Here is a 13,988-nt window from a genome sequence, read left to right as displayed (position 1 = left end):
GACCGGCGCCTCACCACGTCGTCGGGTAGAGCTTCGCCTTGCTGCCCGAGGGCGCGACGCCGAGCTCGCCGAGCGTGTACGACGCGACCTCCTTGAACACCGGCGCGGCGACGTCGCCGCCGTAGACCGAGCTCTTGGGGTTGTGCAGGATGACGCTGACGACGATCTTCGGGTCGTCCGCGGGGACGACGCCGATGAACGACGCCGTGATGCCCTGCTTGCCCTTGATCCAGTTCTGCGCGGTGCCCGTCTTGCCGGCGACGCGGTAGCCCGGGATCGACGCGTTCGAGCCCGTGCCGTCGTCGACCACGCTCTCCATCATCGAGAGCACGGTGTCCGCGGTCTTGGCGCTCACGACTCGCGTCGAGTCGGCGGCCTTCTCCGGGGTGTAGGTCCCGTCCGGCGCGGTCCAGCCCGCGATGATGTGCGGCTGCACGTGCACGCCGTGGTTGGCGATCGTCGCGAACACCTGCGTCGCCTGCAGCGCGTTGACGGCGACGGCCTGGCCGAAGAGCACCGCGTACCGGGAGCGTCCGTCCGGGGACGAGAACAGGCCCGGCGACTCCCCCGGCAGCTCGATGCCCGTGCGCGTGCCGAAGCCGAAGCGCTTGAGGTAGGCGTAGCGCTGGTCGACGGTCAGGTCCTGGCCGATCATCACGGTGCCGGCGTTGGACGACTGCGCGAGGATGCCCGTCGTCGTCAGCTTGAGCGTCGCGTGCTCGTGGGAGTCGTGGAACGCCTGGCCGTTCGGCGTCGTGTAGCTGTACGGCACCTTGAACTCGGAGGTCGGCGTGACGAGCTTGTTCTCGAGCGCGGCGGCCATCGTGATGACCTTGCCGGTCGAGCCGGGCTCGAAGACGTTCGAGACCGACGCCGCGAGCGAGCCGTCGGTCTCGCCCGGGTTGTTCGGGTCACGTGTGTTGGAGTCGGCGAGCGCGAGGATGGCCGACGAGCCGACCTGCTGCACCACGACCGTCCCGGACGCGGCGCCCGTCTTGCGGATCGCCTCGGCGAGCGCAGCCTCCGCCTTGTACTGGATGTCGGAGTCCAGCGTCAGGCGCACGGAGCTGCCCTGCTTGGCTGGCGTGTCCTGCGAGTAGCCACCGGGGATCGCCTGGCCGCCCGCGCCGCCCTCGTACACCTCCTTGCCGGGGGTGCCCTTGAGCTCGTCGTCGAGCGAGGCCTCGAGGCCCTCGAGGCCCGCACCGGCGGAGTTCACGAAGCCGATGACGTTCCCGGCCAGCGCGCCGTTCGGGTAGACCCGGTCGGCGACCTTCTCGATGCCGATCCCGGGCAGCTTGAGGTCACGGATCTCGCGCACGACGGCGGGCAGGACGCCCTTCTTCAGCACCTTGTAGCCCTTGGTGCCGACGAGCAGCCCGCCGACCTCGGGCGCGCTCATGTCGAGCATCGGCGCGAGCAGCTGCGCGACGCCCTCGGCGCCCTTCGGCACGTCCTTGGTGCCCATGAAGTCGCCGACCTGCTTCTGGTTCACCGAGACCGTGTAGCGCTCGACCGACGTCGCGAGCGCCACGCCGTTCGCGTCCGTGATCTGGCCGCGCGCGCCGAGCAGCGACACCGGGATGAGTCGCGAGTCGCGCGCCTCGGCGGCGATGGCCGGGCCGTGCAGGACCTGGATCCACACGAGCCTGACCGCGAACACCGCCAGGACCGTGAGGATCGCGACCGTGAGGAAGATCATCCGTCGGCGGCCGCCCGAGTGGCTCGGCGGGGTCGCGATGCGGCCCTGCACCACGCGCGGGGGCCGCGCACCGGTCGTCGGGCGTGTCGTCGGGCGCGCCGCGGGAACCCGCGTGCGCGGGCGCTCGGTGGTGGGGGCGCTCACTTCTTCGCCTTCGGGGCACCCTGGACGCTGCCGTCGGACAGTCGCACCCAGCCCGTGCCGGCCGCGGGGACCATGCCCAGCTTGCGGGCCGCCTCGGCGAGCTCCTCGGGCGAGGACTTGTGGTCGAGGACGGCGACGAGGTCCTTCTGGTCCTGGTCGAGGCGCGCCAGCTCGTTCGTCTTGTCGTGGATCGCGTAGGAGGCCTGGGCCATCTGCGTGTTCAGCAGCAGCGCGGACAGCAGCGCGACCGCGAGGACGCCCATGCAGACGAGCACGAACGGCACCCGGGTCCGCGCCTGGGCGGGTGCGCGGACGACGCGCAGCCGGGCGGCGGGAGCTGCCTCGCGCTCCGGCCGGGGGCGGGGTGCGAACGCGGGGGGCGCGACGCGGGCCGTGGCCTGGGCGCTCATGCCGACCTCCTACGGTTCTTGCTCGGTCGAGTGGGCTCGTTCGTGCGGGGACGCATGTGCGTCGGGGTGGGGCGCAGCCGCTCGGCGGCACGCAGCCGGACCGACGCGGAGCGCGGGTTGAGCGCGAGCTCGGCCTCGTCGGCCTCCTCGGCGCCGCGGGTCACGAGCCGCAGGTACGGCGTGTGGGTCTCGGGGACGACGGGCAGGTCGGGTGGCGCGCTCGTCGTCGCACCGGCCGCGAAGGCCTGCTTGACGATGCGGTCCTCGAGCGACTGGTACGCCTCGACGACGATCCGCCCACCCACGGACAGGGCCTCGATCGACTCGGGCACGGCCCGCTCGAGCGTCACGAGCTCGCCGTTCACCTCGATGCGCAGCGCCTGGAACGTGCGCTTGGCGGGGTGGCCGCCGACCTTGCGGTTCGCGGCGGGGATGCTCGCGCGGATGATGTCGACGAGCTCGCCCGTGCGCTGCAGCGGCGCCTTGGCCCGGGCCGCGACGACGTTGCGCGCGATGCGCGGCGCGAACCGCTCCTCGCCGTAGACCCGCAGGATCCGCGCGAGGTCGCGCTCCTCGTAGGTGTTGAGGACGTCCGCGGCTGTCCGTCCGCGGGTCGCGTCCATCCGCATGTCGAGCGGGGCGTCCTGCGCGTAGGAGAAGCCGCGGTCGACCTCGTCGAGCTGCAGCGAGGAGACGCCGAGGTCCATCAGCACGCCCTGCACCGCGGGGATGCCCAGCTCGTCGAGCACGTCGCGGATCTCGTCGTACACCGCGTGGACGCCGACGAACCGGTCCCCGAACCGAGCGAGGCGGCGGCCGGCCAGCTCGAGCGCCTGGGTGTCACGGTCGAGCCCGACGACGCGCACGTGCGGGAACGCCGTCAGGACGCCCTCCGTGTGACCGCCCATGCCGAGCGTCGAGTCGACCATCACGGAGCCCTCGGCCTCGAGAGCCGGGGCCAGCAGGTCGAGGCAGCGCTGCAGCAGCACGGGGACGTGGCGCTCGTCGGCCGGTCGCTCGTCGCTCACCGTCGCCCCCTCTCCCTGCTCGTCCTGACCTGACCTGCGTCTCCTGCGTGCCCTACCTGCCCTGCGTGGTGAGAAAGGTGTGGTCGAGCGGCCCCTCCGCCGTCCGACCAGATCCCCCACCGGCCCTCTGACGCGGGGAAGTGCGTCAGAGCGGACGGGAGGAGGTCTCACCGGGCGACTTCTCGCCGTGCGTCCCACCTCAGAACGGCCCGTTCGGGAAGACCTCCTCGGTGGTGTCGGCGTAGCCGGACTCCTGCTCGGCGAGGTACGTCTCCCACGCCTGCAGGTCCCAGATCTCCACGCGGGTGCCGGCGCCGATCACGGCGACGTCCCGGTCGAGGCCCGCGTACTTGCGCAGCACGGGCGGGATCGAGATGCGGCCCTGCTTGTCGGGGAGCTCGTCGCTCGCACCGGACAGGAACACGCGCAGGTAGTCACGGGCCTGCTTGCTCGTGACGGGGGCCTGCGCGAGCTGGCCGTGGTACCGACGGAACTCGTCCATCGGAAGCAAGAAGAGGCAGCGCTCCTGGCCGCGGGTCATGACCAGACCCGTCGAGAGCTGGCCACGGAACTTGGCCGGGAGGATGAGCCGGCCCTTCTCGTCCAGGCGCGGGGTGTACGTGCCGAGGAAGGGCGCGGACGAACCGAAGAGGCCGGACGTCGACTCACTGGACACCCCGCCTCCCTCCCTTGTCTCGAGCTCGGCTCTCCCTGCCTCACCACGTGCCCCCACGGTACTCCACTTTCCTCCACCGGCAACGGGGCGAACCCCTAAATTCACCCTTCTGCCGCATGTTTGTGCAGGTCAGCGCCCGTGGTGGGAAGTGGAGGGATCTCGTACCCGCGCCGCGCCGCGACGTGTCGTACCGGCCAGGAATCACCCGTTCGGCGGGAGGAATCGCTGCAGGCACCGCGCTCACCTGCGCTTTTGCCTGGCGCTCGCGTCGTCACGGGTGCGCGGTGGAGCGAAGTGGGGGGACGAACCCCGCCGTGACGGCGGCCTCGCCACGTAGGCTTCTCACCAGTTCCGCCAAAGGAGGCGCCATGCTGCAGGCCGTTCCCACGTCGAGCGAGCTCGACGACCTCGTCGAGACCACGACGCGCATGCGCGCGGGCATCGAGAAGGTGGTGACCGGCCGCCCCGACCTGGTCCGCACCACGCTCGCCGTCCTGCTCGCCGAGGGGCACCTGCTGCTCGAGGACGTGCCCGGCGTCGGCAAGACCACCCTGGCCAAGGCGCTCGCGCGCTCGATCGACTGCCAGGTCGGCCGCATCCAGTTCACACCGGACCTGCTGCCCAGCGACCTCACGGGCGTGAACATCTACCGCAGCCAGACGCACGAGTTCGAGTTCCGCCCCGGTCCCGTGTTCTCCCACATCGTCATCGGCGACGAGATCAACCGGGCCTCGCCCAAGACGCAGTCCGCGCTGCTCGAGTGCATGCAGGAGGCGCAGGCCACGGTCGACGGCCACACCTATCCCCTGCCCCGCCCGTTCCTCGTCGTCGCGACGCAGAACCCGGTCGAGATGGAGGGCACCTACCCGCTGCCCGAGGCGCAGCGCGACCGGTTCATGGCCCGCCTGACGGTCGGCTACCCGAGCGTCGAGTCGGAGCTCGCGATGCTCGACCAGCAGGAGACCGCCGACCCGCTCGCCGACCTGCGGCCCGCGACCGACGCCGCCCATGTCGGGCGGCTCATCGACACCACCCGCCGGCTGTACGCGGCGCCGGGCGTCAAGCGGTACGTCGTCGACCTGGTGACCGCGACGCGCGAGGACCAGGGCCTGCGGCTCGGCGCCTCGCCTCGCGCCGCGATCCAGCTGCTGCGTGCCGCCAAGGGCGTCGCCGCCCTGGCCGGCCGCGACCACGTCCTGCCCGACGACGTGCAGGAGCTCGCCGAGTCCGTCCTCGCGCACCGCCTGCTGCCGAGCACCGAGTCGCGCCTGTCCGGCCGCGGGACCGACACGATCGTGCGCGACATCGTCGCCCGCATCCCGCTGCCGACCCCCACGGCCGTCCGCGCCGCCCGCTCCGCCGGCTGATGCGGCTGCGTCCCACCTCCCGCGGCTGGGGCCTGGCGGGCGTCGGCCTGGCGACCCTCGGGCTCGGCACCGGCATGGGATCGACCGACCTCGTCCGCATCGCGCTGCTCGCCCTGCTGTGCGTCGGCGGCTCCGCGGCGGTCGTCGCCTGGCGCGATCCCGCGCGCGGACGGCACCGCATCGACGTGGACCGCGTCGTGATGCCGAACCCGGTGCACGCGGGCTCGGCGGTCGGGGTCGACGTGCACATCCGCGCGCGCGACTCCGGAGCACGGACCCGGCTCGCGGGACTGAAGTTCGCCGAGCAGGCGGCCACCGAGCTGTCGGCGGGCAAGCCGCTCAAGGCACGCGTGCTGCGCGAGCGCGCCGAGGTGACCGTCAGCTACACGGTGGAGGCCGCGCGCCGCGGCCGGTGGCCCATCGGTCCCCTGGTCGTGACGCGCACCGACGTCTTCGGCACCATGACCACGTCCACCACGCTCGGCGACAGCGCCGAAGTCACGGTGTGGCCGGCGATCACGGCGCTGCCCACACCGTCCGACGTGCTCGTCGGCGAGCCCGACCGCGTCGCCCTGGGCGCACGCTCGCCGTCGACCGACGACGCGTCGCTGCGCGACTACCGCGAGGGCGACGACCTGCGCCGCGTGCACTGGAGCAGCAGCGCCCGCCGCGGCGCGCTCATGGTCCGCTCGGACGAGCGCGCGGGCATGCGCCCCGTCTCCGTGATCATGGACCTCCCGCTGCGCGCCGGCGTGCCGCTCGAGTGGACGATCTCCGCGGGCGCCTCGATGGCGCTCGCGATGCTGGACGCCGGGCACCCCGTCCGCATGCTCGATGGCGCGCGGGCGAGTGCCGCCGGCACCCCGTTCGTGCACGCCCGCACCGACTCCGCGCGCGGTGCGCTGCTCGACCGCACGCTCGACCTGGAGAGCACCCGCTCGGCGGCGGAGGCGGAGAAGCACCTCGTGGCCGCCGCGCACATGCTCGACAGCACCGAGGCCGGCGGGGAGATCGTCCTGGCCGTGCTCGGCGCACTGGGGCCCAAGGCCCGCGAGTCGCTCGCCCACGTGGTCGACACCGCGCAGGGCTGGGCGATGGTGCGGACCGACGGCGTCGGCGCGTCGCAGCAGCAGGACTCCGAGCACACCGTGCGCGCCCTGCGCCGAGCCGGCTGGCGCGCTGTCGCCGTCAGCCCCGGCGAGGACGTGGTCGCGGCGTGGACCCGGATGCTGGGGAGCGTGCGATGAGCATCGTGGCCCGACGAGCACCCCGTGGCGGTCGCGCGGCACTGGCGACCGGCCTCGTGGCGATCGGCACGTGCGCGTCCACGCTCGCGATCGCCAACCTCCTGAGCGGCAGCACCTCGCGCGGCACGATCTGGTTCGCCGTGCTGCTGCTCGCCGCGGTCGTCGCCGGCGTGCGCGCGCTGACCCGCACCTGGTTCGTCCCGTCGCTCGTCGGCCTGGTCGTCGCACTCGTCGGCGTCGTGCTGCGCTACGGCGCACCCCCGGGGCGCCTGCAGCTCGTCCCCGACATGGACGCGTGGGAGCGGACGCGCGCGGTGTGGGGCGACGGGCTCGACCTCATCAACGTGTCGGTCGTGCCCATGGACGTCACGCGGCCGGTCGAGCTCGTGCTGCTCGTCGGCGCGCTGTTCGTCTTCCTCGTCGCCGACCTGCTCGCGGTCGCCCTCGGCCGCGCCGGCTGGGCGGGCCTCGCCTTCCTGGCGATGTGGATCCCGTCGATCTCCCTCGGCTTCGGTGCCGGCGGCTGGGCGCTGCTCTGGACGGGCTTCGCCTACCTCCTGCTCCTCGCGGTGACCGCGGCACCGCACGCCGCCGGCCGCGAACGCGGGCGGCTCGCGTCCGCGGCGGTGTGGTCCACGGCCGCGGTCGTCGCGGGTGCCCTCGTCCTCGGCCCGCTGCTCGCCGCGCTGCCGGGATGGTCGGCCGTCCGCCTGCCGAGCTTCGGGAGCGGCACGATCGGGCCCGTCAGCCTCAGCGACCAGCTCGACCTGCGGCACAGCCTGGGCCAGCGCACGGGGCAGACCGTCTACACGTATTCCGTGGACGCGATCGAGGACGCGGACGCACCGCTGCCCGCTCCCAGTGCGACCGCCCGCGGGCCCGTCGTGACCGCCGGCAACCTCGGCCCGCTGCGCGCGTTCACCCTGACCGAGTTCGACGGGCGCCAGTGGACGCCGACCGCACCGACCGCGACCGGCGCCGTCACCGCGGGTGAGCTGCTCTCCTCCGACCCCGACCTCTCGGGCCAGGCGCCGAGCGCCGAGCGGGGCACGCTCGCGCAGGTGGACGTCAAGGTCGGCGCCCTCGACGAGACCCGCCTGCCCATCGGCATCTTCCCGCGTGCCGTCGACGTGCCCGGGAACTGGCAGTACGACGCCCTGCGCGACGAGGTGTTCGGGTCCCGCGCCACGTCGCAGGGGCTGCAGTACTCGATGGTCGTCGAGATGCCCGACCTCACGTCGGCCGACCTCGAGAACGCCTCCACGCCTCCCCCGGCCGACGCGGCGGAGTCCGGCGTGCTCGACGTGCCGGCCACGTCGCACAGCGACGACATCGCCGCGCTGGCAGCCGAGATCACCGAGGGCGCCTCGACGCCGTACAAGCAGGCCATGGCGCTGCAGGCCTACTTCCGCTCCGCTGCCAACTTCACCTACGACACCCGTGTCGCTCCCGCGAAGTCGGACGACGCGGTGTGGGACTTCCTGCAGGACACCCACGGGTACTGCGTCCAGTTCGCCACGTCGATGACGATCATGGCTCGCACGCTCGGCATCCCCGCGCGCGTGGGCATCGGCTTCCTGCCCGGCTCGTCGGACGGCGACGACTCGTTCGTCGTCACCGGCAAGCAGGCGCACGCGTGGCCCGAGCTGTACTTCGGGCCCGACCTCGGCTGGGTGCGCTTCGAGCCGACCCCCGCCGTGCAGTCCGGAGCGCCCCCGGTGTGGAGCGACCCGTTCCGCGGGGCGCAGACCAACCCCGGCCAGGACCAGATCCCCTCGGCGCAGCCGAACGAGCCTGGTTCCACCACCACGCAGGAGCCCGGGTCGGCCACGTCCACCCCCGACGCGGCGACGTCGACGTCCTGGGTGCCCGTGGCCGTGACCGTCGTCGTCGTGATGCTGCTCGCCGGCATCGCCGGGTTCGTCGCGCTCGCGCACCGCCGTCGTCGGCGGGTCGACCTCACGCCCGAGGCGGCGTGGGCACGCCTGCGCCGGGGGCTGGGATCGCGCGGGATCCGGTGGAGCGACGCAACCACTCCCCGCACGGCGGTCAGCCTCGTCCAGGAGCAGCTCTTCGCCCAGACGGGTTCGACGCTCGAGGGTGTCGGCGAGCAGAGCCTCGCGGCCCTGTCACGGGTGGTCGAGCAGGACCGTTACGCGCCGCGCGCACCCGAGGTCGAGCCGGCGGTACTCGAGGAGTGGGTCCGCGACATCACGGACGCCGTGGGAACGCTGGTCAGCGACCGTTCTCGCCGCGGCGCTTCTCCCACCGCTCCTCGAGCCGGGTCATGAACCCGGCGCGCTGAGAGCGCTGCGCCGGACGCTTCTGGACCGAGCCGTCGCCGGAGACGACTCCCTGCGGTCCGGAGCGTCCACGGTGACGTCCGGGGTTGGCGAAAGCGAAGGCGACGGCCGCGAACATCACGACGAAACCGAGCACCCCCAGCAGGGGGATGCTTCCGGCGGCGCCGAACACGAGCAGCAGCAGACCGACGATCACGCCCACGGACGCGATGACGTACCGCCCGACCGCTCGGTGACCGCTCTGGGTGAGCGTGTTCGCGAGCCGCGGGTCGTCTGATGTGAGCTGACGCTCCATCTGTTCGAGGACGCGCTGCTCGTACTCGGAGAGAGGCATCCCGACTCCTGTCGAAACTGGTGGATCCGTATCAGGATCAGGATAGATCGGCTGGCACGAAGGTGGTAGCCAGACGGGTGCCCGACAGCCTCCCAGTTGTCGCACCTGCGTGAATTGCGGCCTTTCCGAAGCGTTCTCGCACGGTGTCCATCGCCACCTCGGCCTCGCGGCGCGGGGTGAACCCGCTCGGCGAAGCCCCGGCACCGCGGGTGACCGGCTCGGCCGACGCCTCTTCGAGGGTCGGCTGCCGCACCGTGTCGGCCGCGGGGCCGAGCCCTTCCACGCGCACGCCGACGAGCCGGACGGGCAGGCCACCGAGGTCCGCCGCCGCGAGCAGCTCGCGCGCCGCGAGGTAGATCTCCCGGCCGACGTCCGTCGGCGTGGCCAGCGTGCGCGACCGGGTCAGCGTGCGGAAGTCGGACGTGCGGACCTTCACGCTGACCGTGCGGCCGACGAGCACCCCTTTGCGCAGCCGCGCCGCGCACCGGTCGGCCAGCTCGAGCGCCTTGTCCTGCACGACGGACAGGTCCGACACGTCCTGGACGAAGGTCTCCTCCGCACCGATGGACTTCTCCACCCGTCCCGGGCTGACCGGCCGCGGGTCACGCCCCCAGGCCAGGTCGTGCAGGTGCGCGCCGGCGACCTTGCCGACCGCACGCTGCACGGTCGCGACGTCGCTCGCCGCCAGCTCGGCGACGGAGTCGATCCCCCACCGGGCCAGCGCGGCCTCGGTCCGCTCGCCAACGCCCCACAGCGCCCCGACGGGCAGTGCGTGCAGGAAGTCGACCGTGGCCGCGCGCGGCACGAGCATGACGCCGTCGGGCTTCGCGTGGCTGGAGGCGAGCTTGGCGACGAACTTGGTCGAGGCGATCCCGACGGAGCACGCGATCCCGAACTGCTCCTGGACCCGCGCTCGGACGAGCGCGGCGATGACGGTCGGCGGTCCGAGCCGGCGGCGCGCGCCCGCGACGTCGAGGAATGCCTCGTCGATGCTGACCTGCTCCACGAGCGCGGTCACTTCGCCCAGGATCTCCATCACCCCGACCGAGACCTCGTGGTAGGCGTGGTGGTCCGGTGGGACGACGACCGCCTGCGGGCACGTGCGCAGCGCGACGCTCATGGGCATCGCCGAGTGCACGCCGAACGCGCGCGCCTCGTACGTCGCGGCGAGGACTACGCCGCGCTGCGCCCCGCCGACGATGACCGGCAGCCCGCGCAGCTGCGGCCTCCGGGCCAGCTCCACCGACGCGAAGAACGCGTCCATGTCGACGTGCAGGATCGAGCAGCCGTCCTCCTCGCTGCCCCAGTCCCGCCGCGCCGCAGCCGACCGCGGCCCGCGGCTCACGACGCCCTCACGGCGAGCATCGCGGACCGGCCGGCGACCACGACGTCCGGCGAGCCACCGGGCCCGGCCATGACGAGGCTGCGCGCCGCGTCCACGAAGTCCTCCGCAGCGCACAGCGTCTGCTCCGCGCGGTCGGGCGTCACCACCTCGAACCGTCCGGCGTCGACGGCGGACCGGGTCGACGCCCCGGCGGCGAAGTAGTCCGACCACTCGTCGAGCTCGGGGGCGACCTGGTGCAGCATCGCCCACACCGTGCGCGGGGCGCGGCGGCCGCCCGGCGTCCCACGGCTGGCGACGACCGCCGCCCCCGCGCGCAGGGCTGCCAGGTGCGCGTGGCTGAACTGCTCCCACGCCTCGGACGAGTACTGGGCAGCCAGCAGCTCGGCGTCCGCGCGGTGCACGAGGTCACGGGCGCGCGGAGAGATCGGTGCGCGGGGCACGCCGGCGGGGCGCCTGTCGTTGGTACCCAGCACCTGCGACTCCGGCTGCGTCACCACGTCGAGCTGACTCATGACCCCACCTCCTGCCTCCATCATCGAACATCTGTTCGAGTCCGTCAACACCGCTCCGCCGGAGGCCGTACGGTGGCTGGCATGGCTGCACGTGACCGCTCGGCGCGACGTCCGTCAGCCTCCCACCGAGCACCCACACGTCCGGGGGCCCGGGACGCCTGGCCGGACGGGCCGGTGCGCATCCCCACCGGGACGGTCGAGCTCGTCCGCGACCCGGACGACCCCGACGGTGTGACGGTCCTGGTCAACGGCGTCCCGAGCTCCTACCTCGACCTGGCCGACCCGGAGGCGCTCGCGTTCGAGTACATGCAGCAGATGGCCCTGGTGCTCGACAGGCTCGACGACGGCCGACAGCCGCTCGACGTCGTCCACCTGGGCGCTGCCGGCTGCGCCCTGGCCCGTGCCGTGCACGCGACCCGACCGGGCTCCCGCCAGGTCGCCGTCGAGCTCGACACGGCGCTGCCCGAGCTCGTGCGCGCGTGGTTCGACCTGCCCCGCTCCCCCGCGCTGCGCATCCGGGCGGGGGACGCCCGCGAGCAGCTCACGGCGATGGCGGGCGGGAGCGCGGACGTCGTCGTCCGCGACGTGTTCGCGGGGTCGACGACGCCGGCGCACGTCGTCACCCGGGAGATGGCGGCGCAGGTGGCGCGCGTGCTGCGGCCGGGCGGCGTCTACCTCGTCAACTGCGCGGACCGCCCTCCGCTGGCTGCCGCACGGTCGGAGTGCGCGACGCTCGCGGACGCGTTCGGCGACGTCGCGGCGATCGCCGAGCCGGGCATCCTGCGGGGACGCGGGTACGGCAACCTCGTGCTGGTCGGCACCGACCGCACGGACCTGCTCGGGTCCGCGGCGCTCGCGCGCGCCGTGCGCAGCCTCCCCGCGCCTGCCCGGCTGCTGCACGGCGAGGAGCTCGCGGCGTTCGTCGGCCGCGCACCCGTCCTGCGGGACCCGGCGCCGGCGGCAGGAACGCCGTAGGGCCGCCTCCCGCGCACGGGAGACGGCCCTACGGACCTCGCCGACCGTGAGGCCGGCGGACGTCGATCAGAGCGGGGTGACGTTCTCCGCCTGGGGACCCTTGGGGCCCTGCGTGATGTCGAACTCGACGCGCTGGCCCTCGTCGAGCGAGCGGTAGCCCTGGGTCGCGATCGCGGAGTAGTGGACGAAGACGTCAGCGCCGCCGCCGTCCTGGGCGATGAAGCCGAAGCCCTTCTCGGAGTTGAACCACTTGACTGCACCCTGGGCCATGTCTTGCTTCCTTCTGTCTTACCGGTGACGACGACGGAACGTCTCCGCGCCCTGCTGCAGTCCCCCGCAACGCGCAAATGGTTGCATGCCTGACGTGGCCGGCGCCATGCTTTCCGCCGCCGAACGCCCATGGTTCGACAACGATTGGGTAAACATCACACGGCCGGGTCGTCGCCCTGCTGCGCGAGGAAGCGCTCGAACTCGGCGCCGAGCTCGTCGGCCGTCGGCAGGTCGGCCGACCGGGCGAGCAGGCTGCCGCGGCCCGAGCTGCGGGCGAAGGCGTCGTACTGCTCCTCGAGCGCGTGCACCACGCCGGCCACGTCCTCGTTGTCCGCGACCTGCCGCTCGATCTCGGCGGTCGCGTCGGTGGCGGCCGCGGTGAGCGCGTCGGTCCGCAGCTCGAGTCCGGTCGCGCGCTCGATGGCGTGCAGCGCGGCGATGCTCGCCTGCGGGTAGGACGACTGCGTGAGGTAGTGCGGGACGTGGACCGCGAAGCCCATCGCGTCGTGCCCGGACTCCCCCAGCCGCAGCTCGAGCAGCGAGCTCGCGCTGGCGGGGACCTGGACCGTGCCGAACCACGACGGGTGGTCCGCGACGAGCTCGGGGCGCGTCGCGTGCGCGGTGACGGAGGCGGGCCGGGTGTGCGGGATCCCCATCGGGATCCCGTGCAGGCCGATGGTCAGCGAGACGTCGAAGCGCTCGACGATCTGGCGCACCGCGGAGACGTACCGCTCCCACTGCACGTCGGGCTCCGAGCCGTGCATGAGCAGGAAGGGCGTGCCGGCTGCGTCCTGGACGAGGTCGACGACCAGCTCGGGGTCGTCGTAGGACGACCACGTCGTGGCGTCGAACGTCATGAGCGGACGGCGCGATCGGTAGTCGACGAGCTGGTCGACGTCGAAGGACGCCAGACGCGTGCTCGTCAGCTCCTCGGCCAGGTGCTCCGCCGCGATCTGGCCCGCGTTGCCGGCGTCGATGAAGCCGCGCACGGCGTGCACCAGGACGGGCCCGGGGCCGCTCGCGGTCCGGGCGTCGAGCTCGGCAGCGACCTCGGGGACGACCTCGTAGATCTCGCTCGGGTCCAGCATGCGTGGGCACGCACCTCTCGTTCGTCCTGGGACCGGTGGGTCCCGTGCCGTCGGGGTCGGCACACCTACGTCAACACGAGTCGACGGCCCGCTCTTCCCGAGGAGGCCGCCGACCTTGTTCGCTGTGAGCGGGACTCAGCGCGACTCAGCGGGAGGGCAGCCGCACGACCTCGACGAAGAACTCGTCGATCTGACGCACCACGTCGATGAAGCGGTCGAAGTCGACGGGCTTGGTGACGTAGGCGTTCGCGTGCAGCGAGTAGCTGCGGACCACGTCCTCCTCGGCCTCGCTCGTCGTGAGCACGACGACGGGGATCGCGCGCAGCCGGTCGTCGGCCTTGAGCGCCTCCAGCACCTCGCGTCCGTCCATCCGCGGCAGGTTGAGGTCGAGCAGGATGAGGTCGGGCGTCGGCGCGTCGGCGTGCTCGCCCTCCTTGCGCAGGAACTCGAGCGCGCTGACGCCGTCCGACACGACTGACAGGCGGTTGGCGACCTTGTGCTCCGCGAACGCCTCGCGCGTCATGAGGACGTCGCCCGGGTCGTCCTCGACCAGCAGGACGTCGATGGGCTTGCGTGCTTCCGTCACT

At 72.9% G+C, this 13,988-nt stretch carries 14 protein-coding genes; 4 read left to right on the top strand and 10 right to left on the bottom strand.

Features of this window, described 5'->3' with window-relative positions; genetic code table 11:
- Nucleotides 1-10: 10 nt before the first annotated feature.
- From EDF34_RS10010 to mraZ, 4 genes are all read right to left on the bottom strand, one after another.
- Nucleotides 11-1,846, bottom strand: coding sequence for a penicillin-binding protein 2 (locus EDF34_RS10010; protein WP_233575302.1), 1,836 nt, complete (start codon nt 1,844-1,846; stop codon nt 11-13).
- Nucleotides 1,843-2,256: a hypothetical protein gene (locus EDF34_RS10005; protein ID WP_123371188.1), complete on the bottom strand. Its 414-nt coding sequence runs from the start codon at nt 2,254-2,256 to the stop codon at nt 1,843-1,845. The genes EDF34_RS10010 and EDF34_RS10005 overlap by 4 nt, the downstream gene beginning before the upstream one ends.
- Complete coding sequence (rsmH, locus tag EDF34_RS10000; protein WP_123371187.1) at nt 2,253-3,284, bottom strand: 16S rRNA (cytosine(1402)-N(4))-methyltransferase RsmH; 1,032 nt, start codon at nt 3,282-3,284, stop codon at nt 2,253-2,255. Before rsmH ends, EDF34_RS10005 begins: the two co-directional genes overlap by 4 nt.
- A 199-nt stretch (nt 3,285-3,483) precedes the next feature.
- Nucleotides 3,484-3,960, bottom strand: a complete 477-nt coding sequence (gene mraZ, locus EDF34_RS09995) for a division/cell wall cluster transcriptional repressor MraZ (RefSeq protein WP_123371186.1) — start codon at nt 3,958-3,960, stop codon at nt 3,484-3,486.
- 368 nt (nt 3,961-4,328) lie between these two features.
- Between mraZ and EDF34_RS09990 the strand changes: the two genes are divergently transcribed.
- From EDF34_RS09990 to EDF34_RS09980, 3 genes are read left to right on the top strand one after another with little or no spacing between them, the layout of a single operon-like run.
- On the top strand, nt 4,329-5,327 hold the full coding sequence (locus tag EDF34_RS09990; RefSeq protein WP_123371185.1) for a MoxR family ATPase: 999 nt from the start codon (nt 4,329-4,331) through the stop codon (nt 5,325-5,327).
- A complete protein-coding gene (locus tag EDF34_RS09985) occupies nt 5,327-6,574 on the top strand; it encodes a DUF58 domain-containing protein (protein ID WP_123371184.1) in 1,248 nt (415 codons plus the stop codon). The genes EDF34_RS09990 and EDF34_RS09985 overlap by 1 nt, the downstream gene beginning before the upstream one ends.
- On the top strand, nt 6,571-8,865 hold the full coding sequence (locus EDF34_RS09980; RefSeq protein ID WP_123371183.1) for a DUF3488 and transglutaminase-like domain-containing protein: 2,295 nt from the start codon (nt 6,571-6,573) through the stop codon (nt 8,863-8,865). The genes EDF34_RS09985 and EDF34_RS09980 overlap by 4 nt, the downstream gene beginning before the upstream one ends.
- Here the strand turns inward: EDF34_RS09980 and EDF34_RS09975 are convergent.
- From EDF34_RS09975 to EDF34_RS09965, 3 genes are read right to left on the bottom strand one after another with little or no spacing between them, the layout of a single operon-like run.
- On the bottom strand, nt 8,810-9,211 hold the full coding sequence (locus tag EDF34_RS09975; RefSeq protein ID WP_123371182.1) for a DUF3040 domain-containing protein: 402 nt from the start codon (nt 9,209-9,211) through the stop codon (nt 8,810-8,812). The two genes, EDF34_RS09980 and EDF34_RS09975, sit on opposite strands and share 56 nt — an antisense overlap.
- A gap of 37 nt (nt 9,212-9,248) precedes the next feature.
- On the bottom strand, nt 9,249-10,556 hold the full coding sequence (gene dinB, locus EDF34_RS09970) for a DNA polymerase IV (RefSeq protein WP_123371181.1): 1,308 nt from the start codon (nt 10,554-10,556) through the stop codon (nt 9,249-9,251).
- Nucleotides 10,553-11,068, bottom strand: a complete 516-nt coding sequence (locus tag EDF34_RS09965) for an SAV_6107 family HEPN domain-containing protein (RefSeq protein ID WP_158615078.1) — start codon at nt 11,066-11,068, stop codon at nt 10,553-10,555. Before EDF34_RS09965 ends, dinB begins: the two co-directional genes overlap by 4 nt.
- A gap of 174 nt (nt 11,069-11,242) precedes the next feature.
- On the opposite strand from EDF34_RS09965, the gene EDF34_RS09960 reads away from it, so the two are divergent.
- Nucleotides 11,243-12,043, top strand: coding sequence for a spermidine synthase (locus EDF34_RS09960; RefSeq protein WP_233575301.1), 801 nt, complete (start codon nt 11,243-11,245; stop codon nt 12,041-12,043).
- Between the two features lie 66 nt (nt 12,044-12,109).
- Here the strand turns inward: EDF34_RS09960 and EDF34_RS09955 are convergent, their stop codons facing one another.
- The 3 genes from EDF34_RS09955 to EDF34_RS09945 all read right to left on the bottom strand — a co-directional run bounded on the left by EDF34_RS09955 (nt 12,110) and on the right by EDF34_RS09945 (nt 13,987).
- Nucleotides 12,110-12,313 carry a cold-shock protein gene (locus EDF34_RS09955; protein ID WP_118766222.1) on the bottom strand — a complete coding sequence of 68 codons (204 nt, stop codon included), beginning with the start codon at nt 12,311-12,313 and terminating at the stop codon, nt 12,110-12,112.
- Between the two features lie 155 nt (nt 12,314-12,468).
- A complete protein-coding gene (locus EDF34_RS09950; protein ID WP_123371179.1) occupies nt 12,469-13,401 on the bottom strand; it encodes a PAC2 family protein in 933 nt (310 codons plus the stop codon).
- A gap of 145 nt (nt 13,402-13,546) precedes the next feature.
- Nucleotides 13,547-13,987 (bottom strand): response regulator, encoded by a 441-nt coding sequence (locus tag EDF34_RS09945; RefSeq protein WP_118766220.1) that lies wholly within the window; start codon nt 13,985-13,987, stop codon nt 13,547-13,549.
- Nucleotide 13,988 lies beyond the last annotated feature (1 nt).

This window comes from Cellulomonas sp. PhB150 (genome assembly GCF_003755175.1).
GTDB lineage: Bacteria > Actinomycetota > Actinomycetes > Actinomycetales > Cellulomonadaceae > Cellulomonas.
This window is presented reverse-complemented; position numbering and strand designations above follow the sequence as displayed.

Coding starts and splice junctions, on each gene's coding strand:
- EDF34_RS09975 (WP_123371182.1), bottom strand. CDS start 9,211: ATGCCTCTCTCCGAGTACGAGCAGCGCGTCCTCGAACAGATGGAGCGT.
- EDF34_RS09985 (WP_123371184.1), top strand. CDS start 5,327: ATGCGGCTGCGTCCCACCTCCCGCGGCTGGGGCCTGGCGGGCGTCGGC.
- EDF34_RS09990 (WP_123371185.1), top strand. CDS start 4,329: ATGCTGCAGGCCGTTCCCACGTCGAGCGAGCTCGACGACCTCGTCGAG.
- EDF34_RS10005 (WP_123371188.1), bottom strand. CDS start 2,256: ATGAGCGCCCAGGCCACGGCCCGCGTCGCGCCCCCCGCGTTCGCACCC.
- EDF34_RS09950 (WP_123371179.1), bottom strand. CDS start 13,401: ATGCTGGACCCGAGCGAGATCTACGAGGTCGTCCCCGAGGTCGCTGCC.
- EDF34_RS09955 (WP_118766222.1), bottom strand. CDS start 12,313: ATGGCCCAGGGTGCAGTCAAGTGGTTCAACTCCGAGAAGGGCTTCGGC.
- EDF34_RS09980 (WP_123371183.1), top strand. CDS start 6,571: ATGAGCATCGTGGCCCGACGAGCACCCCGTGGCGGTCGCGCGGCACTG.
- EDF34_RS09965 (WP_158615078.1), bottom strand. CDS start 11,068: ATGAGTCAGCTCGACGTGGTGACGCAGCCGGAGTCGCAGGTGCTGGGT.